At 69.3% G+C, this 23,000-nt stretch carries 15 protein-coding genes; 8 read left to right on the top strand and 7 right to left on the bottom strand.

All coding sequences use genetic code 11. The annotated features are described in order from the left end of the window. Positions 1-329: 329 nt before the first annotated feature. The 5 genes from AB0B89_RS07460 to AB0B89_RS07480 all read left to right on the top strand — a co-directional run bounded on the left by AB0B89_RS07460 (position 330) and on the right by AB0B89_RS07480 (position 9,921). Positions 330-6,149: an ATP-binding protein gene (locus tag AB0B89_RS07460; protein ID WP_358549564.1), complete on the top strand. Its 5,820-nt coding sequence runs from the start codon at positions 330-332 to the stop codon at positions 6,147-6,149. Further along, a complete protein-coding gene (locus AB0B89_RS07465; RefSeq protein ID WP_358549567.1) occupies positions 6,146-8,185 on the top strand; it encodes an MBL fold metallo-hydrolase in 2,040 nt (679 codons plus the stop codon). The genes AB0B89_RS07460 and AB0B89_RS07465 overlap by 4 nt, the downstream gene beginning before the upstream one ends. Before the next feature lie 281 nt (positions 8,186-8,466). Then, positions 8,467-8,697: a hypothetical protein gene (locus tag AB0B89_RS07470; RefSeq protein ID WP_358549570.1), complete on the top strand. Its 231-nt coding sequence runs from the start codon at positions 8,467-8,469 to the stop codon at positions 8,695-8,697. Beyond that, the gene (locus AB0B89_RS07475) at positions 8,687-9,007 is read left to right on the top strand and encodes a type II toxin-antitoxin system PemK/MazF family toxin (protein WP_358549573.1); all 321 of its coding nucleotides are present in this window, start codon (positions 8,687-8,689) and stop codon (positions 9,005-9,007) included. The genes AB0B89_RS07470 and AB0B89_RS07475 overlap by 11 nt, the downstream gene beginning before the upstream one ends. Before the next feature lie 119 nt (positions 9,008-9,126). Further along, entirely contained in the window at positions 9,127-9,921 is a 795-nt protein-coding gene (locus AB0B89_RS07480) for a hypothetical protein (protein ID WP_358549576.1), read from the top strand. A gap of 80 nt (positions 9,922-10,001) precedes the next feature. Here AB0B89_RS07480 and AB0B89_RS07485 read toward each other — a convergent pair whose 3' ends face one another. Further along, positions 10,002-10,193 (bottom strand): hypothetical protein, encoded by a 192-nt coding sequence (locus tag AB0B89_RS07485; protein WP_358549579.1) that lies wholly within the window; start codon positions 10,191-10,193, stop codon positions 10,002-10,004. A 332-nt stretch (positions 10,194-10,525) separates the two neighbouring features. Here AB0B89_RS07485 and AB0B89_RS07490 point away from each other — a divergent pair, with 332 nt between their 5' ends. From AB0B89_RS07490 to AB0B89_RS07500, 3 genes are read left to right on the top strand one after another with little or no spacing between them, the layout of a single operon-like run. Then, a complete protein-coding gene (locus AB0B89_RS07490; RefSeq protein ID WP_358549582.1) occupies positions 10,526-11,953 on the top strand; it encodes an NAD(P)-dependent oxidoreductase in 1,428 nt (475 codons plus the stop codon). A 4-nt stretch (positions 11,954-11,957) separates the two neighbouring features. After that, the gene (locus AB0B89_RS07495) at positions 11,958-12,902 is read left to right on the top strand and encodes an alcohol dehydrogenase catalytic domain-containing protein (protein WP_358549585.1); all 945 of its coding nucleotides are present in this window, start codon (positions 11,958-11,960) and stop codon (positions 12,900-12,902) included. Between the two features lies 1 nt (position 12,903). Beyond that, positions 12,904-13,686, top strand: coding sequence for a hypothetical protein (locus tag AB0B89_RS07500; protein WP_358549588.1), 783 nt, complete (start codon positions 12,904-12,906; stop codon positions 13,684-13,686). Positions 13,687-13,749: 63 nt separating this feature from the next. Here AB0B89_RS07500 and AB0B89_RS07505 read toward each other — a convergent pair whose 3' ends face one another. From AB0B89_RS07505 to AB0B89_RS07530, 6 genes are all read right to left on the bottom strand, one after another. Next, entirely contained in the window at positions 13,750-14,607 is an 858-nt protein-coding gene (locus tag AB0B89_RS07505; RefSeq protein WP_358549591.1) for a fumarylacetoacetate hydrolase family protein, read from the bottom strand. Between the two features lie 8 nt (positions 14,608-14,615). Next, the gene (locus tag AB0B89_RS07510) at positions 14,616-15,395 is read right to left on the bottom strand and encodes an IclR family transcriptional regulator (protein ID WP_358549594.1); all 780 of its coding nucleotides are present in this window, start codon (positions 15,393-15,395) and stop codon (positions 14,616-14,618) included. Positions 15,396-15,534: 139 nt separating this feature from the next. After that, on the bottom strand, positions 15,535-17,109 hold the full coding sequence (locus AB0B89_RS07515) for an acyl--CoA ligase family protein (protein ID WP_358549597.1): 1,575 nt from the start codon (positions 17,107-17,109) through the stop codon (positions 15,535-15,537). Positions 17,110-17,289: 180 nt separating this feature from the next. After that, positions 17,290-18,858 (bottom strand): hypothetical protein, encoded by a 1,569-nt coding sequence (locus AB0B89_RS07520; protein ID WP_358549600.1) that lies wholly within the window; start codon positions 18,856-18,858, stop codon positions 17,290-17,292. A 15-nt stretch (positions 18,859-18,873) separates the two neighbouring features. Continuing rightward, entirely contained in the window at positions 18,874-20,742 is a 1,869-nt protein-coding gene (locus AB0B89_RS07525; RefSeq protein WP_358549603.1) for an ABC transporter ATP-binding protein, read from the bottom strand. Further along, entirely contained in the window at positions 20,739-22,541 is a 1,803-nt protein-coding gene (locus tag AB0B89_RS07530) for an ABC transporter ATP-binding protein (RefSeq protein WP_358549606.1), read from the bottom strand. The genes AB0B89_RS07525 and AB0B89_RS07530 overlap by 4 nt, the downstream gene beginning before the upstream one ends. Positions 22,542-23,000 lie beyond the last annotated feature (459 nt).

A 23,000-nucleotide genomic window follows, 5' to 3' on the forward strand; every position in this document is an offset into this window, starting at 1 on the left:
CCTCGGTAGTGAAACGGTGCAGGTGCGGCCGTCACAAGGCGCATCATCACAAGGAGGATAGGCCCGAAGACCGGGCACCGCTGGGTTTTCTCGCCGAATACCCGGCATGTTCAGAATTGGATAGTGTGATCACCGCGGTCGCCGCGAAACTGACCACAGATGATCTGATCTCCGGCATTCGGCTCTATCCGCCGCAGGTGCGGCAGATGATCTTCCACCAGTTGCGGCTGCCCAGCCAGAAAAGCATGAATTCGACGGTTACGGCGAATCTCATTCGGGTTTTGCGCACTCCGGGCAGTAAACGGGCGCCTCTAATTGAGATTTTCTGCATGCCGATTTTCCATGCCTTTCGGAACGCGGACGATCTGACGGCCGAAGACTGCGGACTTCTGCTGGTCGAGGAGACCGCCGGGAAGGTCCTGGAGGAGGCTGTGAGCCTTCGCATCGCGTTGCAGATCATGGCCCCACTGCCCAGGAGCCTGGTCGACCTCACGCTCGTGGCCGTCATGCAACGCGACCTGCCACTCTCACCACTCGCCCTGGGCATGTTGGCCGGTTCCGGGCGCGAGGTGGGAGGCGAGGCCGGAAGCGTCGTGCAGACGCTGTGGGACCAGGTCCGGGCCGGGGCGTTCGGCCTGCCGACGGCTCCTGCGGGAGTGGATGTCCTCTGCGATGTGGCCACGGCACTCGCTCAGCGGAATGCCGTCCCTGAAGGGGAGATGACCGGAGAAGCCGCCATGGCCACCGAAGAGGAGTACGCGCCGATGGGCGAGCACCAGCACGACGACGAGCCTCCTCAGGTGGGCTTGCGACGCTCCCTCGAACTGCTCGACCACCTTTACCTGGAGGCATGGGAAGCCGCAGGGCGGCTCCGTGGGGTTCTCCATGAGCGTCGCCGTCCCACCGGTGCCGACGTCGACCGCATCGTGCGGGTCGTGCATGAGTTCGACGAGATTCATGACCAGATCCAGAGCCTGGAGGACGTCGAGGTCGCGGCGACTTCCTTGGACGAGCTGTCACGCGCGCTGGACCAGGCGGAGGCCGCACAGGCCACGGTCGAGCGGGTCAGCCTGCTGATCCACGTCCACGGGCCCTCTGTACTCGACGAACAGCTCGCCGAAGTCCGCAAGGCGGCGGCCGAAGGGCCGACGGACGGACTGGACGCCCTGGCCCGGCTCATCCAACTTTCGTCGGAAGATCCGGATGCCGTCCTGATCCTCGCGGACGAACTGGAGGAACGAGCCAAGAAGGAACTTCCCGCGCGGTGGAACCCGGTGATCCGGGCCGCGGTGAGCGGCCGTCTCGGCATGGACGTCCCGGTGGCGCGACCGCCCTCGACCATCCATGCGGCCGATACCGGGCACTCATCGCACGGTGACGAGGCGGACGGTGACGCGGAAGGCGAAGACGAAGGCGGCACTCCGCCGCCTCTGGACGCCGGTCCCGATTCCACGCCGCCAACCGGTGAAAGCCTCATGGAGGCGGACGCGGAGGAAGATCTGCACCTCACCGACCTGGACCTCATGCTGGCGGACAGGTTCGGGTCCCGATCGACGGCGCATCCGGTCGAGCCGCGCCAGGCGCCGACCGAGCGGGCCGCGGTGCCGGAGGCCATCCTGGAGGAGGCGCTTCAGGCTCCGCCGGCAGAGCCCGTCGCAGCCCCCGAGGTGTCGCCCTGCGCCGCGTTCGCGGAGGCGGAGGCCGCGGCGCTCGGCGCACAGCGGTTCGGGCTCGCCGCCTGGATCAGGAAGGCCGCAGGGCGTCCGGTGGCCGAGATCGCGGCCCGGCGCTGCGCGGCGCTGGCCGTCGATATGAGCTCATTCGCCGGTCGGCTGTCCGCGGCCTTCACCGAGACGTCCCGGAAGATCACGACCGCCGGTATGGCCGACGATCCCGCCGGTCGCCTTCTGGCGTGGGCGGCCTCGATCCGGGCCGGGCTGGTGCATCCCACCGTCGAATCCGCACGCCTGGTGGACGAACTCGCCTCCACGGTCATGGGGCGTCAGGCTCTGACGGCGTGCGGTGCGGCGTTCAGCCAGGCCTTGCGGTCCGGCGTTTACCTCGTCCCTGGCCTGTCGGGTCAGATGCGTGACGTCGCCCGGGCCGAGCGGGCCCAGGCCCACGCCGTGGCGGCCTGCGCCAACCTTCTGGAAGACGGGCCACACAGAAGGATCAAGTATCCCCTCGCCACCGAAGTGTGGAAGTCGCTGATCCAACCGGAAGGGGCCGTGGGCGAGCTGGTCGGCGTCGCGGCCCGTGACGACATCGGGCAACTGCAGGAGACCGTCCGCAAGCTCGACGAGTTGCGCGAAGCGGGGGTGGTCGACCGCCTGATCGATGGGGAGGCCAAGCGTTCCAGGACGACACGGAACACCAAGATCATCGCAGGTGCGCGGGCCAAGCTCGTCGAGATGATCGACGAGGCACTGGAGAACGTCGCGAACTGGGCCACCGCTGTGCGTGAGGTGCAGGCCCGCCGTCCGTCCGGCTCCGACGAATGGCTGGCCAGAGGGCTGGCCGAACTCCGGCAGGCCATTGGCCGCCATCGGAGCGAGCTTCACTCGGAGCTTGAAGCACTGTGTGTGGACGCCGACCCGGTTCTGGCCGCCGCCGCGACGGGCGCGACGCACCTGATCAACGACACCCTGCACCTGCTCGACGGTGAGGCGCTCGGTGAGGCCGAACCCTCGGTGGCCGCCGTGCTCAACCAGGATCTCCTCTTCGCTCCCGAGATCCTGCTCGACGCGGACGGCCTCCGTCCCCACGGCGACCCTGCCTCCCAGACGCTCGCCCAGATCGCCATGGCCGACGTCCTCGACTGGCGCGGTGCCTTCGACGCCAGGGCTTCCCGTCTCGACCACGAGGGCACGCGCGCGGTGGCGGATGTGGTCTCCCATCAGGACCCCGATCTGGGGAACGAACTGCGGCACAGGAGGGACACGCTCGTCGCCGAGGCCGGAGAACGGCGTAACAAGGCGGTCGAGGAGGTTCTGGACCGGCTCGCCGGCTGGCGCAAGGACGGTGTTCTCTCCGAGACCGACGCGACGAGGATCGCGAGCGGGCTCAAGACCCTGCAGCGATCCGAGCGTGAGGACTTCGGCGTCGTCGCCGAGAAGATCTCACTGCTGGAGTCGGAAGCGGCGTCCATCCGTGCCGGGCGCATCGCCGACGAGGAGAGGCTGCTCACCCAGAAGAGCAAGGACCACCCCGACGTACGGGCCGCCGCTTCCCGCATCAGGGAGCACCTCGCCGTCGGCGACCTGACCACCGCACGGGAGTTCCTCCAGCAGGCCGAAGCTGGCCGGCCGCTTCCCGCCGTCCACAAGACGGTAGACCACTTCGGCCTCTTCTTCCCTCGCTTCCCCGAGGCGTTCGAAAGTATGTCGCTGCTCTCCTCCGGGGGACGGGCACGCAAGCAGGAGAGCGACGAGTGGGTCACCAAGCTCAAGGAGGCAATCCAAAGCGGCCGGGAGGTCACCGACCCCGACCTGCACCGCGTCATGTCCGAGGCAGGGCTGAGCGTCCAGGCTATGCCGCCCGGTCGTCGTGAGGAGTCCAAAGAAGGGCTGCGCTATTGGAAGTCGTTGGCTCAGAGTCCAAAGGCGCCGAGCAATCGGGGTGTGGCCATCCAGGCTGTGCTGCGGACGATCGGTCTGGAGGGTCGTCTGGTGCCAGCAGGGGAGGGGCAGGACAGGCTCTGGGTGACCTTGAACGACGTACGCTACGGTGACGCGCTGCTGCCGGAGTTCGGGTCGAAGATGAGCCCCTCGGGTGGCAGCATGCGCCTGCTGTTCGTCTGGCGCAGGCCGGGGCCGCAGCAGCTCATGGAGTGGCTCAAGGATGAGCCGCAGGACCGGACCATCCTGGTCTTCTACTTCGGCGTGCTTTCCCCGGCGCAGCGCGAGCAGCTGACCATGGCAGGCCGCAGGCGGCCCCGCCCCGTCACCGCGGTGATCGACGATGCCGCGATCAGCTATCTGGCCGCCCTGCCGGAGGCCGGTTGGACCGCCACGGTGAGCCTGCTCGCACCGTTCAGCGCGGCCAACCCCTACGCGCCCACGGGGGATGTGCCGATGGAGATGTTCTACGGTCGGTCGTCGCAGCTGTCGAGCGTGATCAGCGCCTCGGGTTCGTCGATCGTGTACGGCGGGCGCCAGCTCGGCAAGTCGGCGCTCCTGCGCGAGGCCGCCCGGACGCTACGCAGGAGCGATCCCGGCCGTGTCGTGATCCTGGAGACCATCCAGGAGATCGGAAAGATCGTGCCGGAGAGCATGCTGTGGCTGCGGCTGGCGCCCCGGCTGGCCGAGGCAGGGGTGCTTCCGCAGTCCGGCGCCACGCTCAAGGACCGCGCGGAGATCTGCCAGGCGGTCAAGCAGTGGGCGGACCAGGATTCGGCCCGACAGCTGCTGATCCTGCTCGACGAGGCGGACGCCTTCCTTAACCGGGATGCCGCCAACGCGAAGTTCGCGAATGTGGAGGCGTTGCGCGACCTGATGCAGGACACCGACGGACGGGTGAAGGTGGTCTTCGCCGGCCTGCACCAGACCGCCCGGTTCCAGAGCCTTTCCAACCAGCCGTTCCCCCACCTGGGAGCCCCCATCCCGATCGGGCCGCTGGACCCGCAGGACGCCTTCGACCTACTCACGCGCCCGCTCATGGCGCTCGGCTTCCGTTTCCCTCCGACCCTTGCGGCGCGGGTCATCGCGGAAGCGAACAACGCTCCGGCGCTCATCCAGCTCTTCGCGGCGGCCCTGCTCCAGAGGCTGCGGCACATCCCCATCCAGGGCGGCGGACTTCCCTACGAGATCACCTCAGACGACCTGGCCGCCGTCTGGCGGGACAGAGCTCTTGAGGTCGGCTTCCGCGACCGGTTCGAGTGGACGCTGGACCTGGACAAGCGCTACAAGGTGATCGCCTATGTCGTCGCCTTCCACGCCCTCGCCTACGGAACGGACAAGACGGTCAGCATCCAGGAGTTGAGGGATGAGTGCCTCATCTGGTGGGCCGCCGGCTTCGAGAACTGCACCAGCGACGGCTTCCGCGGATTGCTGGAGGAGTGCGTCAACCTCGGGGTGCTGTCGTCGGACGCCGACGGGTACCGCCTCCGGACGCCCCATGTGCTCACGTTGCTCGGCGGCGCGGAAGAGGTGGACACCGTCCTATCGAGGGCGAACGAGTTCGAGCAGCCCGATTCCTTCGACGCCTATGCGTATCGGGCCCTCTATCGGAACGGCCCGGATCTGTCCCCCCTCACCGGTGCCCAGGTGAGTCGCCTGTTCGAGTGCCGTGACAGCCTTCATCTGATCACCGGCTCCGCGGCACTGCACATCGAGCGGGTCGGCCTTGCTCTGGAGGAGGCCGGGCGGCAGCATATCGCCCACGTCCGGCGGGTGCAGTCGAACAAAGGCACCTTCGAGGGCGCCGTGCAGCGGAGCAGGGACGGCGGCGGCCACAACGTGGTCGTCGTCGACCTCGCTGGCCGCTCGGCCGAGCAGGCGACGGAGATCATCAAGACGGCGACCGCCGCCGTGTCCACGGGCGGCGCCGGAACGCTCGCGGTCGCGCTGGTGGCACCGCCCGAACTGGTCCCGGTCTGGCTCGCCGTCGCTTCGGGCGCCGAGGAACCGGCTCGGCGCGTCTGGCACATGGAACTGCGGCGCTACGACCAGCCGGTCGTGCGCCAGTGGATGGACGACGCCGGCCTCGGCTACCGTGACGCGGCCGGCCAGGAAGCCCTTCTGAAGGCCACCGGCGGCTGGCCGCTGCTGGTCAGCAAGCTCGTCGAGCGACCTTTCTCCGACCGGGAGCAGGCACTCGAAGGGTGCCGTGCCTGGATACGGGAGAACGCCGAGGAGTTCGTCCGGTCGACCGGTGTGCTCAGGGACCCCACGCTCTGGCAGGCGTGGCGGCACCTCATCGACGTCGGCCCGGATCGGCCCGACGACCTCGCCACCTACCTGGAGATGGCCGGTGAGGAACCGTCCGGGCCCCTGCACCGAGACCGGCTTGAGGCCATCGGCTATCCGTCTTGGGTCGCCCTGGTCGAAGTCCTCAGATCGCTTGGCGCGCTGGACCTGAGGGCGGACGGCACTCTCGCTTGCGAGCCGGTCCTCGCCGCGGTAAGCGAGCGGCTGGAGGCCGGCTCATGACGGACCTGTTAGCGCCGCTACTGCGTACGGCGGCCGAGGTGGTGCTCTCCCGTCCGGCGTTGGCAGGGTACGGAGGTGACGCGGACCGATTCGTCGCGGACCACCGGACCGACCTGCTCGACATGCTCATCTCCTCGGAGGAGTTGCGGCGGGTCAGCCTGGATCGGCTGCGGGTCCCCGGTTCGCAGCGGACGGAACGCGACTTCGCCCAGCTCGTGCTTCACCCCGATCCTGCGGTGCGGGCCGTGGCGGTTCGGATCGCCGGGGCGGTCACGGAGAGAGCGTCCCGCAATGCCGCCGACCGCAGGCTGCGCCGCCTGAACGACAAGAACGCGGAGCTGAAGGAGAGGCTGCGCACGGCGAACGGGCGGCACCGCAACGCCTTGGCGGACGTGGAGACGTTCCGCGAAGCGGCGCGTGAGGCGACAGAACGGGCCGATCTCCTGGACTCCGAGCTAGCGGCGACGCGCCGGCGGCTGCGTGACCCGAAGTCCATGACCTCGGTGCTCCTCGCGTTACTGCAGGAGGAGCCGCCCGAGCCCGAGGGCGATCCGAGCACCCGTGATCCCCATCGGCCAAAGCCGGTCGAGCGGCCCCCCTCGCCTTTGGAGGTGGCGGCCAAGGCCGCCGGTATCGGCCCCGAGTCGCTCGTGAAGGCACTCCAAGCGCTCGTCGACCCTCCGAAGCCGAGTGCGGCAGCGGTCACCGTGACCCGGGAACGTGACCTTAGGGTCGTGCCGTTGGGCGGCGGGACAAAGATCGGCGGCTCCTGCCTGCTGGTCGAAGCAGGTGGAACCCGCGTTCTCATCGACGCCGGGCTGGTTCCGGGCGACCCGTCCTTGCCGCCTCCGGGCATCGGGCAGGCGCTGGAAGGTCCCCTCCACGCCGTCGTCGTGACGCACGCCCACAACGACCACTGCGGGTACGTCCCGGCGCTGGCGGACCGGCTGCCGGACCTGCGGATCATCGCCACCCCGGAGACCACACAGCTCATGCCGGCCATGTGGGCCGACTCGGTGAAGATCATGCGGCAGCGGCAGAGGCTCGCGAGCACGTGGGGCACGCACGTGGAACCGCTGTACCCCCGCGAGGCGATCACCAGGGCGACGGGGGGAAGCGAGGAACTGGCCTTCGGCGTGCCTCGCAAGATCGGCGACCTCGTGGTCGAGCTGTTCCCGGCCGGTCACATCCTCGGGGCCGCCGGCGTGGTGGTCCGGGCGGGCGACTCCACCGTCGTCGTGACCGGCGACATCTCGGGGTTCCGGCAGCACAGCGTCGGGGGGTACGCCATCCCCGAGGCGGCCAGGTACGCGGATCTGCTCGTCATGGAGTCCACCTGCTGCGCCGAGGACCACCAGGACCGGGGTGACCTGGTGGGCGCGCTCGTCAGGGCCGTCGAGAGCGTGTACGCGGGGGGCGGCCGGGTGCTCATCCCGGCCTTCGCCCTCGGCCGCGCCCAGGAACTGGCCCTGATCATGCGTGACCGCCTCCCGCACGTGCCGGTCCTCCTCGACGGCATGGCAGCCGACATCGCCAGGTCCTTCGAGACGGTGACCGCCGGTGGTCCTCTTCCACTGTCCGTCTTCGGGGAAAACGTGGGCCGTGCCCGTCCCGGCGACATGGACGAGTTCACCCGAGGCGTGGTGATCAGCACGTCGGGGATGCTCGCCGGAGGTCCGGCCGTCCGTTGGGCGGCCGAGATCCTGCCGGACGCGAAGAGCGCCCTGTTCCTGTCCGGATACCAGGACGAGGAGGCGCCGGGTAAGCGGCTGCTGGACGCCGTACAGGGTGGGGCGCCGCAGTTGGTCCTCGACGACATGGGCGAGGAGAGGAAGATCCCGCTGCGGGCACGGGTGGAGATGATGCGGCTGTCGGCACACGCCGACAAGAGAGGACTGCTCGACATCGCCGACGAGGTCTCGGCGCGCCAGGTGATGCTCGTCCACGGCCTGGCCAGACGCCAGGCCGACTTCCGCGAGATCCTACGGCTCCGCGGTCACGCCACAACGGAAACGGGCCCTTGGCAGGCCTTCTGACTCCAGAGAGCACCCGGCCTTCGCATTTGGGCCTCCACCACGGTGGTGGATCCACGGAACGGGCGGGGGTGGGCTGATCCAGCCCGCCCGACACGTTCGATCGAGGCGTCGGTGAGCAGAGGAGATCCGCGCTCTGCTCGCTGACGCCGGCCCACGCAGCGACGACGCACCAACGCGAGGCATCTAGGCTGCCCGGGATGCGATGATCATCGCTTTGTGTAGCGACTTGATTACGGAATTCGGTCAAACGTCTGCGGGTGGAGCCGTCGTACAGTGAGGATATGGCTGTGCTCACCGTACAGATCGACGCGAAGACCGAGAAGGCCCTCGCCGAGCTGACCGCTGACGGCAGGTCCGCCACCGATGTGGTCCGCGAAGCTCTTCTCATCGCCAACCGCCTCAGGCGTATGGAAGTGGCCCGGTTGGAAGCTCAGGAGCTCGCCCACGACCCAGAGAACTTGGCGGAGCTTCGCTCTGTTCGATACGACCTGGGCGAAGACTGTGCGCGGTGACGTCTATCGCCTGCGGATGCCACGTGAAGCGGTCGGCCACGAGCAGCGCGGCGAGCGCTTCGCCGTCCTACTGCAATCCGATGCGCTCGCCTCACTCTCCACCCTGATCATCGCACCGACATCGACCAGTGCGCGTCCGATGACATTCCGGCCTGAGATCGAGCTGAACGGCAAGACCACCCGGGTCCTCATTGATCAGCTCAAGGCCGTGGACACATGCAGGCTCGGTGACTTCGCGGGTCGACTGGACCCTGCGGAGATCGAGGAGATCGACGAAGCGCTTCACGTCATGCTCGGCCTGCTCACATGAGCTGACTGGCGGATTTCAGCTGCCATTTCGATTGACACGACCGCCAGCACCGAGGGTATCGCCTAGCCCTGGGAGGGTCCGTCCGGAGTGATGAGCCTGTGCGCACGGAACGTCCGACATTGACTGTCAACCATGCCGCTCTTCTTGCCCTCTTCGGGCGGTATCTCATGCCTGATTATCGATTGTCTGCTCTTGAGGCGCAGAAGTTGGCCTACTTCCTACAGGAGTGCGGGCAGTCGCTTCGCCTGCGGTTCGCCAAGGGCAAGTACGGTCCATACGCAGAGAACCTGAACCACGCGCTCCAGCAGCTAGAGGCCCACTTCATCCGTGGTTACGGCGACCGGACACAGGATTCCCGGATATACCTCTTGCCAGGGGCGGCCGAGGAGTCCGACCAGGTCCTCACCCAGGACGATGCGACAGTCGCGAGGGTTGGCAGGGTCGCTCGCCTCATCGAGGGGTTCGAGACTCCATACGGCCTCGAACTGCTGGCCATGGTTCACTGGGCGGCCGTCGAGACCGGCGGTACGAACGCCGGCGATCTGAGCACGCACATCCGGGAGTGGTCCGCCCGTACGGGGGCTCTGTTCAAGCCGTCGCATGTCAGCGTGGCGTTGGAACGTCTCCGGAAGCTTGATTTTCTACCAGTTCGTGCCGCAGCCTGTAAGGAACATTCGGTCGAGCGGCAGTCCGCGTTTGGGTGGCCCAGCAGCAGATCAGGCGGGCAAGGGCGTCCAGCCCTTGCCCGCCTGAGCCGTGCGATGGGTTCGGTACGGGCACGTCGGTATTGCAGCCAAGCCCTTGCCGGACGCCGTTTCGGGGGCGTGGAACTCGCGTCCGTCTTCCGGTCCATGCCTGGACCCGTGATCCCGATTCGCTCGATGGGTCGCCGCCGCTCGGCGGGCACGTCGTAACGGTCATGCAGTCCGCGCCGGAACGCGGTGTGCTTGAAGCGGGTGAAGAGGGCGAGGAACTCTTCGCGTCACGAGTTGGGTCACCGGTGCTCCTGGGCGAGTGCCAGGACGTCCGCAGGGACCTCCACGATCGTCTTGTCGTCCGCGAGGTCGCGCACCGCGGGCCTCAGGTCTGATCGAGGGATGGGACGACGCGGCCCGCACGCGCTGGACGGTGTGCGGATCGGCGCCGCTCCGCTGGTGGGCGGCAGGCACGGGACGCCCACCCTCATCGGTCACCCTCACGCGGTGCACTACACCGCCGGGCGAAATAGTGTGCCCATCGTTGCCACTCGAAGGCTAATTGCCCTGGTTTGGCTAAGTAAGTCGCTATTGATCGTCGGCGGCGACACATAACTGTCCCGGTCCGGCAATCTGGACTACCCGCGATCAGTCCGGGTTCATGGTTGATATGGCCCGGAAACACACTCTTACGGCTCCGCTGCTCGTCAAGGCGAAGGCCGCTGTCTCGAAGTTTGGCAAGCATGTCACGCCGAAGTTACAGGGAGACATCGGAGGTCGAGAAGATCAACTCCGGGCTCCTTTGGAAGCTCTCATCACGGATATGGGAGTCGTTCTGGGGGTGGATGTAGTCATGCTGGGAGAGGCTACGCTCACAACGCTCGGGGTCCGGCCCGATTACGCGGTGAACGTGGCCGGTGCCCGGGTGGGCTATATCGAGGTCAAGGCTCCCGGCAGAGGGGTTCCGTCCACATGGGGCAAGCCCAACCCTCACGAAAGGAAACAATGGGCCATACTCCAGCTGTTGCCGAACGTCCTGTACACCGATGGTACGCAATGGGCGCTCTACCGAAGCGGGGAGCTGGTCGGCCAGGTCGCCCGATTCCATGGAGATCTCAGGAAGGCCGCCGACAAGTTACAACCCGTTGACGGTGAGTTCGTGCGGGTTATCTCGGAGTTCTTACTGTGGGAGCCCGAGCCCCCCCGTAGCATCCGGCAGCTTGTCAAAGCCGTCGCCGGCCTGTGCCGGGTACTTCGCGGCGAAGTTCTTGACTCGCTGGATCGAGAGAGGCGCGGAGAGGAGCGCGACAAGGTCTTCAGTGAGCTCGCGGATGACTGGGGTCGGCTTCTCTTTCCTGGTCTCGCAGGGGAGAAGTTCGCCGATGCCTACGCCCAGACCGTGACGTTCGCCCTTCTGCTCGCCCGAGTAGAGGGCATCGGCTTTCAGGGGTCCCATCTGGCCGACATTGCACGGTTGCTCGGGAAGAAGCATTCGCTCATGGGCAAGGCCTTGAGCGTGCTGACCGCGGACACGGTGGAAGGGCGTAGCATCGTGGCCACCACGCTGCTGCGGGTCATCGGAGCGGTCAACTGGGATCAGATCAGCGATGGATCGGCCGACTCCTACCTTCATCTGTATGAGAACTTCCTGGAGCTCTACGATCCAGAGCTTCGGAAGGAAAGCGGCTCTTACTACACTCCGAACTCAATCGTCTCATTCATGGTTAGATTCACCGACGAGGTGCTTCGCACACGTTTGGGTAAGCCCCGTGGGTTTGCGACAGAAGATGTGACGATCGTGGATCCCGCCGCGCTCGGCTTCCCCGTACACGTGTGGGATCCGTACGTGGCCGACCTTCCGCCCGGCGTCACCGGGCACGCGACGCTGGCCGGACTGGCCGCGGCCGTCAACCACCTCACGCTGCACGTGCCCTCGACCGAGGAGACCCGCGGCATCGTGGACCGGACGGTGCTCGACGCGCTCGGCCCGGCCGGGCATCTGGTCAACACCGCCCGGGGAGCCCTGGTCGAGGAGGACGCGCTGCTGGCCGCGCTTTCCGCGGGCACGCTGGGTTTCGCCTCGCTGGACGTGCTCGCCGGGGAGCCGCCGTCCGGGGTCTCGGCGGAGCTGGCCGGGCACGACCGCGTGCTGGTGACCCCGCATGTCGCCTACCTCTCGACGCGGTCGCTCCCGATGCTCCAGCGGCGGGCCGCCGAGATCATGCGCGACCTGCTGACGACGGCGGGCTGAGACGGTGCGCGCCCTCGTCTTCACCAAGCCGAGCACCGTCGAGCTGCTCGACGTCCAGGATCCCCAGCCGGTCGAGGGAGAGGTCCTGGTCAAGGTCCGCGCGGTCGGCATCTGCGGCAGCGAGTTGCACGGCATCCGTGACAGCGGCTTCCGGCGGCCACCGCTGATCATGGGCCACGAGTTCGCCGGGACCACCCCCGACGGCCGCCGGGTCACGGTCAACCCCCTGCTGAGCTGCGGGGCGTGCGACCTGTGCCTGATGGGCCGCGACCACCTCTGCCGCGAGCGCGCCATCCTGGGCATCCACCGGCCGGGGGCGTTCGCCGAGTACGTCTCGGTGCCGGAGAAGGCCCTGCATCCGCTCGCGCCGTCCATGTCGTTCGAGACGGCGGCGGTGATCGAGCCGCTGGCCAACGGCGTGCACGCGCTGAACCTCGCACGTCCTGCCGAGGGGGCCCGCGTCGCGGTGCTGGGCGCCGGCACGATCGGCCTGGTCTCCATGCTCGTGGCCAGGCGGTTCTCCGACCAGGTGGTGGTCTGCGACCTGTCGCCGGAGCGGCTGGAGGTGGCCGGCCGGCTGGGCGCGACCGGCGTCACCACGTCCCTGCGGGGCGAGTTCGACATCGTCGTGGACGCCGTCGGCGCGGCGGCGACGCACCGCATGTCGGTGCAGCACCTTCGGCCGGGCGGGACCGCCGTGTGGGTGGGGCTGCTCAGCAGCGACGCCGCCTTCGACGGGCAGCAGATCGTCCGCGAGGAGAAGCACGTCGTCGGCTCGTACTGCTACACCGCCGCCGAGTTCGCCCAGGCCGTGCGGCTCGCCGGGGACCTCGCGCTGGACTGGACGTCCTGCTTCGACCTGGCCGACGGCGCGGCCATCTTCGGGGAGCTCATGGGGGGTCGCCAGGATGTCGTCAAGGCGCTGCTGCGCCCGTGGGGAGAGGAGTGAGATGTTCGGTGTACGCCTGCTTCATCTGGGCGACGGAGACGTGCCGGGGCCCGAGGTCTACTGGATGTCCGACTGGGACCAGTGGTACCGGCTGGCCTTCCAGGCCGTCCTGATCCAGGGCGAGGGGGTCACCGCGCTCGTCGGCACGGGGCCGGCCGAGGACCTCGGCCCGATGAACGAGCAGTGGGCCGGTTTCCTCGGCGAGCGCGCGGCGATGCGGCGCGAGCAGGGCCAGTGGCTGCCCGACCAGCTGGCCGCGCACGGGGTCGCGCTGGAGGACGTCACCCATGTCCTGCTGACGCCGTTGCAGCTCTACACCACCTCGAACATCCCGCTGTTCCCGAACGCGCGGTTCTGCCTGACCGAGCGCGGCTGGACCCATTTCCACCGGACCAAGCGGCACCCGCACGACGACCGGTGGGCCTGCCTGCCGCCGCACGTGCTGAGCTATCTCACCCACGACGCGTGGGACCGGGTCCGGCTGCTCGCCGACGAGGACGAGGTCGTGCCGGGGATCCGCACCTGGTGGACCGGCTCGCACCACCGCGCCTCCATGGCCGTGGAGATCGACAGCACGGCGGGCGTGGTCACGGTGACCGACGCCTACTTCACCCGCCGCAACCTCGACACCGACCATCCGATCGGGATCTGCGAGAACATCTACGAGGCGATGGCGGCCCACGAGCGGGTCCGCAGGGTGGCCGACGTGCCGCTGACCCTGTACGACGCCGGCCAGCTCACCCGCTACCCGGACGGCGTCGTCGCGGCGGTCCCCGGTCGGTGACCGGAATCGGCCGGGGCCGCGGCTGGTCCGCGTGTCCCGGCCGCTCACGGGCGCGGCTCCCCCTCAGGGCGCGGGCTGGTAGTCGACCACCTTCTGCTCCTGCCGGCCCAGCCCGTCGATCTCCATGCTCACCACGTCGCCGGCCTTCAGGTACGGGAAGCGGCCGGAGAGGCCGACGCCCTCGGGCGTGCCGGTGCTGATGACGTCGCCGGGCAGCAGCAGCATGTGGTGGCTCAGATGCACGATGAGCTCGGGCACCGAGAAGATCATGTCGGCGGTGCTGGAGTCCTGCCGTGGCTCGCCGTTGACCCAGGAGCGCAGCCGCAGCCGGTCGGGCCGGATCTCGGCCGCGGGCCTCAGCACCGGGCCGAGCGGGTTGAACGTCTCGGCGCACTTGCCCTTGGACCACTGCCCGCCCGACACCTCGATCTGGAACGCCCGCTCCGACAGGTCGTTGGACAGCGCGTAGCCCGCCACGTAGTCGAGGGCCTCGGCGGGGTCGCTCAGATAACGCGGCGTGCGCTTCATCACCACGGCGAGCTCGACCTCCCAGTCGGTCTTGACCGAGCCGCGGGGCAGGACCACCTCGTCGCCGGGGCCGACCACGCAGCCCGGGTGCTTCAGGAAGACCACGGGGTGCTCCGGCGGGGCGGCGCCGGACTCGGCCGCGTGGGCGGCGTAGTTCATCCCGATGCACACCACGGCGGCCGGCCGCGCGATGGGCGAGCCGATGCGCTGCCCGGCCGTGCCGGTCTCCGCGAGCTCGCCCGTGGCCAGTGCGGCCGCGACCCGCTCGATGCCGTCGGCCGCGAAGAACGCGCCGTCGAGGTCGGCGGTCAGCGGGGTGAGGTCGTACTCGCGGCCTTCGTGCCGGACGGCGGGGCGTTCTGACCCGGCGGGGCCGAACCGGAAGAGTTCCATGTCAGTCCTTAGGTGTTGCCGCCCGCGCCATCCTGGAAGCCCATGCGCGACGAGAGCCGGTGGGCGGTTGAGCGGACGTTTTCGATGGTCGTGGCGATGAGCGCCGGCGTCTTGCGCATCTCGGGGATCGAGACGCTGATCGCGGCGCGGCCGCCGCCCCGGTGGCCGCTGAAGGAGGCGGCGATGCAGAATACACCGGGGGTGTACTCGGAGTTGTCGGTCGCGTAGCCGTTCTCGCGCACCTCGCGCACGGCGGCGAGCAGGTCGGGCAGCGACGTGATGGTCTGCGGGGTGTACTGCACGAAGCGGACCTCGGCGAACCGTTCCCGGATCTCCTCGTCGCCGAGCTGGCTGAGCAGGGCCTTGCCGATGCCGGTGGCGTACGCCGGCAGCCGGACGCCGACACGGGAGGCGAGCCGCAGCTGGTGGTCGGGGTCGACCTTGGCGATGTAGACGTTGTCGGTGCCGTCGAGCGTGGCCAGCTGGACGGTCTCGTTCAAGGTGTCCCGCAGCTCCTCCATGTACGGCAGCGCCGCCTTCTCCAGGTCGGCGACCGCGACGTAGCTCTGGCCCGCCTGCCACAGCCGGATGCCGACGCGGAAGCGCCGCGTCTCGGCGTCCTGTTCCAGGAACCCCCGGGTGGCCATCGTGACCAGCAGCGTGTAGGTGCTGCTCTTGGGGAGCTCCAGCAGGCGCTGGATCTCGGTCAGGGTCAGGCCGTCGCGATGGTCGGTCAGCAGGTCCAGAATGGCGAGGGTGCGGTCCGCCGACTTGACGAGTGGGTTCATGAGGATGGAAGGCCGTTCATGTAGATAAACCGGGGTTCGGCTAGAGGTACCTTACCCGCTTCGCTGACGCGCGGAGGAAGACCCGGCAAGGGTCGCCCGACCGCCCACGCGCGGTGGTCCACGCCCATGACCGGCGGCGCTAGCGCGCATTGGCCCGGGCCCGCAACGGCACTTTGCGGATCTTGCCGGAGGACGTCTTGGGCAGTTCCCCGAACTCGATGCGGTCCGGTGCCTTGAACGCGGCGAGCCGGCCGCGCACGTGCGCGCGCAGCTCCTCCGCCGAGGCCTCCGTGCCAGGCCTGAGGGTCACGAAGGCCACCGGACGCTCGCCCCAGTGGTCGTCGGGAACGCCGACCACCGCCGCCTCCAGGACCGCCGGATGGCTCGCCAGGGCCGCTTCTACCTCGATCGAGGAGATGTTCTCGCCGCCGGAGACGATGATGTCCTTGGCGCGGTCGCGCAGTTGCAGGTAGCCGTCCGGATGCAGCACGCCGAGGTCGCCGGTGCGGAACCAGCCGTCGGGCGCGGCGGCCCGGGTGGCCTCCTCGTCCCGGTAGTAGCCGAGCATCACCGTGTTGCCCCGCAGCGCGACCTCGCCGATCGTCTCCCCGTCCCACGGCACGTCCAGGCCCTCGGGGCCGAGGACGCGCATCGCGCACGACACCAGGTTGGAGACGCCCTGGCGTGCGCGCAGCAGCGCCTGCTCGCCGGCGGGCAGGGCCGACCACTCCGGCCGCCAGTCGCAGATGGCCGCCGGGCCGAACGTCTCGGTCAGGCCGTACAGGTGGGTGACGTCGAAGCCGACCCGGGCGCAGCCTTCGAGCAGGGTGGGCGACGGCGGCGCGCCGCCCACCGCGACCGTCACCTGGTGGCCGTCCAGCGCGGCGGGAGCGGCCTCGACCAGGGAGATCAGCACGGTGGGCGCGGCGCACAGCATGGTGACCCGCTCGGCGGCGATCAGCCGCCACACCTCGGGCGGGTCGACTTTGCGCAGGCAGACATGGACGCCGCCGACGGCCGTGACCGCCCAGGGGAACGCCCAGCCGTTGCAGTGGAACATCGGCAGCGTCCAGAGGTAGACGGCCTCCGGCGTGAGGCGGAAGTGGCCGACCATCGCCAGCGCCTGGAGGTAGGCGCCCCGATGGTGGTACATGACCCCTTTGGGATGACCCGTGGTTCCGCTGGTGTAGTTCAGGGCCATCAGCGCGCGCTCGTCCGCCACGGGCACCTGGTGCGGCGCGGCGCCGGCGCGCAGCCGCTCGTACTCCCGCGGGCCCACGGTCCGCAGCCCGTCCAGCGGCCCGGCGACCGCCGCGGCGAGCTCGGCGAACTCGGGGTCGAAAAGCAGCAGCCTGGCGCCCGAGTGCTCGACGATGTGACGCAGTTCCCCGGCCGAGAGCCTGATGTTGAGGGTGACCAGCACCGCCCCCGCGTACAGCACGCCGAAATGCGACTCCAGCAGCAGCGGGCTGTTGGCGGCGAGCACGGCGACACGATCGCCCGGCCGCACGCCCAGACCGGCGAGCGCGCCCGCCTGGCGCAGGCACCGATCGTGCAGCTCGCGGTAGGTCAGCCGGAGCGGCCCGTCGATCACCGCCGTACGGCCGGCGTGGACCGCCGCGGCCCTGTCGAGGAGGGCCGTCGGGGTGAGGGTCTCGAAACTCAGACCGGCGGCGGGGCCCGCGCCGGGCGTCTGGCTGACATGAGCCGGCACGGCGACTCCCCCTCTCTCACCGGACGTCGGGGCCCATTCTCAGCCTGGTTCCATATACTGTCAAGCAGTTCACCTATATGAACCACCAGGCCCGAGGACTGGTCTGCCCGTCCGCTTGATTCCAGAGCGCCGGGGAGGGGTCGCCCGGCGCTCTGGATCCATTGAGGGAGGGGTGGGTCGTCAGTTGTCGGAGATGCCGTCGCGGGCGTTGCGGGTCTCCGCCGCGTCGAAGAACGCCTGCGCGACGGCTCGCCACTGGGCCGGGCCGTCGTAGAAGCCGGGCAGCGTCCGGAACTCGGCGACCAGGCCGCCGCGGGTGTTCGCGCCGCCGCCCACGTTGCCGGGCGGGACGGCGGGCAGGCCCTGGACCGCGGCGTTGCCCATGCGCGTGCCGCCCACTCCGGTCGGGTTGGGCACGGGTTTGCCGGTCAGCGCGACGTCGGCCGCTCCGGCCGTCAGGTCCGTCAGGGCGTCGGCGTCGGTGTCGCCCGGCGACGCGGCGAAGACGTCGATGGCGGCGAGCGGCTGCCCGACGTCGCCGGGGCGTCCCGTGGCGTTGAACAGCGCGTTCATCAGAGTGGTCTTGTTGTTGATGAAGTGGTTCCGCTCCGCCAGGGTCATGCCGTATGTGGTGATGACGGAGTTCGGGCTCTTGATCAGGACCGGCGCGAGGTTCTTCGCCGAACCGCCAAGGTTGGCCATCGACAGGGCGCCGCGGCGAAGATAGAGCGCGAGGTGGGTGAGCCATCCGCGCAGGCCGCGGAAGTTGCCCGCCTGCTGGCGCTCCGCCGTGGTCGCGGCCGAGTACGCCTGGTCGGTGAGCGTCCGCCCGATCTCGATCGCCTCGCGGATGTGCTCCTTGATGTCGCGGTAGATCGCCTGAGATAGCGGGTCGGGCACCCGGGCCGCCGTCGCGTAGTCGGACTCGACGTACCACTTCAGGAGGCTGTGGTACTCGCGCAGGTCGATGCCGATGTTCACCTGGATGCTGCCCTGGAAGTTGTGCAGGGGCAGCCGGAGGGGCGGGTGCGTGCCGGTGTCGGTGTAGTCGACGGGCCCCACGCTGACCGGTAGGGGCATCGTGGGCGTGCCGAGCGACGGGAACGCGTTGACCCAGCGGGTGGTGAGGTTGTTGGTCTGCGCGTTTATCTGGGTGACGAAGGCGTCGATGTTGTTCATGGTCGCGGTGAGGGACGCCTGGGTGGTCGCCGGGGGTTCCATGACGATCTCCATGATCGAGTCCCGGCTGCCCTGGCGGACCGGCCAGTCTGTCGTCATCGGGTTCGCGGGTGTCACCCGGTTGTCATGATCGGCGTCGACCCGGAAGCCGTTGGCGGGATTCTGGATCCGCCCGTACGCGACGCCGCCGACCGTGTCGCGGATACCGACGGCGGTCATCCGGTGCCCCTGCTTGAACTTGAGTCCGGCGACGTACTCCTGGGCGACCTCCAACTTGAGCTGCGTCAGCTGGGCCGGGGTGAGCTGGTCGATGGGGACGGGGATCTCGATCTCAAGGCCGATCGCCCGTTGCAGGACGAGGGCGCGTCCGCCCCGGGCGCGTTCGTGCGCGCGGCGGGCCAGCCGCGCCCGGGCCGTTCCGGCGGAGGATCGCCCACCCTGGATGAGAGCGATCAACTCGCCCGCGCAGATGTCGGCCATGGCCTCGTCCGGGTCGTCAGGACGGCCGATGGTGAGCTCGCGTCCCCCCTGGTGGGCGGGTACGCCGGTGTTGCCGTATCCCCCGGTCACGGATCGTCACGGTACTCAGGCCAGGCTGTCGAGCCAGGCGCGGTGGAGGCCGGCGAAACGGCCGGCTTCGCCGATGAGGCGGTCCGGGGGGCCGTCCTCGACGATGAGGCCGGCGTCCATGACGAGCACCCGTTCGGCGATCTCGATGGTGGACAGACGATGGGCGATGATCAGGGCGGTGCGGCCGGCGAGGACCGTGCGCAGGGCGCGCTGGACGAGACGTTCGCTGGGGACGTCCAGGCTGGAGGTCGCCTCGTCGAGGATCACCACGGCCGGATCGGCGAGGAAGACCCTGGCGAACGCCACCAACTGCCGCTGCCCGGCCGACATGCGGCCCCCGCGCTTGCCCACCTGGGTCCCGTACCCGTCGGGCAGCGCCGCGATGAACTCATGCGCGCCGATCGCGCGGGCCGCCTCCTCGATCTCGGCCGGGGTGGCGTCCGGACGGCCGAACCTGATGTTGTCCGCCACCGTCCCGGTGAACAGGAAGTTCTCCTGCGTCACCATCACCACGGCCCGCCGCAGCGTGGCCTCGTCGAGGTCGCGCAGATCGACGCCGTCGAGCAGCACGCGGCCCGCCGTCGGGTCGTAGAAGCGGGCGATCAGCTTCGCCACGCTCGTCTTGCCCGCGCCGGTCGCCCCGACGACCGCGACGATCTGCCCAGGGGGGATCTCCAGGTCAAGCCGGGGCAGGACCGGCACGCCGTCGATGTAGGAGAACTCGGCCCCCTCGAACCGCACCGCACCGCGCGGGCGCGCGAGCGGCACCGGATGCTCGGGCTCGGCCACCACGGGCCGCTCCTCCAGCACGCCGGACAGGTTGGAGAGCGCCGCGCCCGCCGACTGGAGCGTGTTGTAGAACTGGGAGATCTCCTGCATCGGCTCGTAGAACTGCCGTAGGTACAACAGGAACGCGGCGAGCACGCCGACCGAGACCGCGTGGTGGAGCGCGAGCCGGCCGCCGTACACCAGGACCGCCGCGACCGTGACGTTGCCGATCAGCTTGATGCCCGGCATGAACACCGCCACCAGGTACATGCTGCTCGCGCTGGCGTCCCGGTAGCCGGTGTTGAGCTCCTCGAAGATCGCCTGGTTACGCGGCTCCCTGCGGAACGCCTGGACCGCCCTGATCCCGGTCATCGACTCCACGAAGTGGACGATGACCAGCGCCACCGCCTCACGGGTACGGCGGTAGACGACGCTCGACTCACGCCGGAACCACCGGGTGAACAGGAGCAGGATCGGCAGCGGCACCAGCGCGACCGCGCCGAGCGGGAGGTCGAGCACCAGGAGCAGGACGGCGGTGCCGAACAGGGTGAGGACGGCGGTGACGATGCTGTCGAAGCCCGACTGCAGCATCTCGGCGATCGCGTCGATGTCCGAGGTGAGCCGGGCGATGACCCGCCCCGAGGTGTACCGCTCGTGGAACCCGATCGACAGCCGCTGGAAGTGGTCGAAGACGCGGCGGCGCAGCTCCAGCAGGACGTCCTGCCCGATCTGCCCAGATATCCGGAGGAACACCCGGCGGGTCAGCGCCTGGGTCAGCGTGGCGGCCAGGATCGCCGCGACGACCACGAGCAGCGTGGCGGCGTCCTCGTGCCGCAGCATGGGCGGGATGCCGGTGTCGATGCCGACCTTCACCAGGTACGGGATCGCGAGGCCGGCCGCGTTCGAGACCACGATGATCGCGATCAGCAGGGCGATGGCCCGCCGGTGCGGGCGCAGCAGGTCGCCGAGCAGCCGCCGGGACCGCGCGCGCAGCAGCACCGACACCTTGTCCGGCAGGTCCTCCTGCTTCTCCGCGGCGACGCCGCGCCAACGTCCCGGTTCGCCGGCCGTGCTCGCTCGCGCGCCGTCCTTCGCGCCGGTGGCCGTACGGCTCATCGCAGCGCCTCCTCGTGGTCGAGGCCGGCGTCCTGCGCGAGCAGTTCCCGGTACTCGGGGACCTTCGACAGCAGGTCGCGATGCAGGCCGACGTGCGTGATGGTGCCGTCACGGAGCAGCGCGACCTTGTCGGCGAGCAGCACGGTGGACGCGCGGTGCGCCACGACGAGGCCTGTCGCGTCAGCGAGCACCCCGCGCAGCGCCTGCTCGACCAGGGCCTCGGTCTCGACGTCGAGAGCCGACAGGGTGTCGTCCAGCACGAGGATCCTCGGCTTGCTGAGCACCGCGCGGGCCAGGGCGAGCCTTTGCCGCTGGCCGCCGGACAGCGACATGCCCTGCTCGCCGATCCGGGTGTCGAGCCCCCATGGAAGGTCGTAGGCGAAGGTGGCCTGGGCGATATCGAGCGCCTCCCGCAGTTCCTCCTCGGCCGCCTCGCCCCGGCCGAGTGTGAGGTTCTCCCGCACGCTCATCGAGAACAGCGTCGGCTCCTCGAAGGCGGTGGCGACCACCGACCGCAGCGCGGGCAGCGTCAGGTCACGGATGTCCCGCCCGTCGATCGTGACCCGGCCCTCGGTGACGTCGGCCAGCCTCGGCACCAGCGCGGTCAGCGTCGTCTTGCCCGAGCCGGTGGCCCCCACGATCGCGACCGTCTCCCCCGGCCGCACCTCCAGCCAGACGTCCCGCAGTACGGGCCGCTCGCCGCCGGGGAACCGGAAGCCGACCCCCTCGAACCGCAGGTGCCCGCGCGGCCGCTCGATCACCTCCGCGCCGCCGACGATCTCCGGCTCGGTGTCGAGCACCTCCATGACCCGGTCGGCCGAGGTCATCGCCTCCTGCGCCATCGCCAGGATGTAGCCGAGCGACGCGATCGGCCACACGAGCTGGAGCATCAGCGTGGTAAAGGCCACCAGGGTGCCGAGCGTCAGCGAACCCGCTCCGACGGCCAGCGCGCCGAGCAGGAGCACCATGGCCAGGGTGACGTTCGGGATCACCTCCAGGAAGGTGAAGAAGCGGGACGCCAGCCGCACCTTGTCCATCGAGACCCGGTAGACCCTGCGCGCGGCGGCTTCGAACTCGGCGAACACATGCGGCCTGCGCCCGAACGCCTTGACCGTGCGGATCCCGAGCGCCGCCTCCTCGACGTAGGTGGCGATGTCGCCTTGCATGTCCTGGACCTCACGCGAGATGCGGCGGTACTTCTTCTCGAACCGCAGCGACACGGCGAAGATGGGCACCGCCGCCGCCGCGATGAGCAGCCCGAGGGGCCAGTACATCCGCAGGAGCAGCACGGTCACCGTGACCAGCTGCAGGATGTTCATGACGAGGAACAGCAGGCCGAACCCGGAGAAGCGGCGGATCGTGGACAGGTCGGTCGTCGCGCGGGACAGCAACTGCCCCGACTGCCAGTCGCCGTGGAAGCTCATCGGCAGCCGCTGCAGGTGCCGGTAGAGGTCGTCGCGGATCGCCGTCTCCAGTCCGAGCACGGCCTTGGTCTGCATCCACCGGCGTACGAAGATCAGGAACGCCTCGGTGACGCCGAGGGCGAGGGCGAGCAGTCCGAGCGGGAGAAGGGCGGCGTCGCGGCCGTGGCCGACCGGGCCGTCGATGATCTCCTTGCCCACCAGCGGGATCGCGGTGCTCGTGGCGATGCCCGCCATGGTGGCGAGCCAGATGAGGAGCAGGCGGGAGACGTAGGGGCGCAGGTACGGCGTGAGCCGCCGCAGCGACCGCGACCTCCCCCTACGAGGCTTGTCAGCGGAATCGGGGGCAGGGCCGGAGTCTTTACCGTCGGGAGGCATGAGGAAGCAGGGCACTCCTTACGAGTCGGCGCGATGGACGAGGGAAGGCGCACTCGGGCCTCGGGGGGCGCACGAGGGACGCCACAGCGGCAGGGGTTACCGTCACCTTCCAAGGCAGTCGCTCCCCGATCAACCGATTTCCGGGCGCACCAAATGCTCGACGCCCCGGCAGGTGGTTCCGAGTTGGCATACCCACTGCGCGGACGCGGCCCACATGAGCGGGCGGTGAGCAGGACGAACGGTCGCGCACAGGGCCGGGACCATGAGGGGTCGGCGGCCGGGGCGGCGCCGCGAAACGGTCCAGGCGCTTGGGGTTCCTAACGAACGTGGTGGACTTGACCTGGTCAACGGTCGGTGTCGCGCGCGTGGCCGCCGTGTAGCGGGACGCGGTCAGCCGCGCGATCGCACGCGATAAACCCGGCGACGTCGACGGTCATCCCCGGGATACTGGTCGCCCAT

This window comes from Sphaerisporangium sp. NPDC049002 (assembly GCF_040649355.1).
In the GTDB taxonomy this organism is placed as follows: domain Bacteria; phylum Actinomycetota; class Actinomycetes; order Streptosporangiales; family Streptosporangiaceae; genus Sphaerisporangium.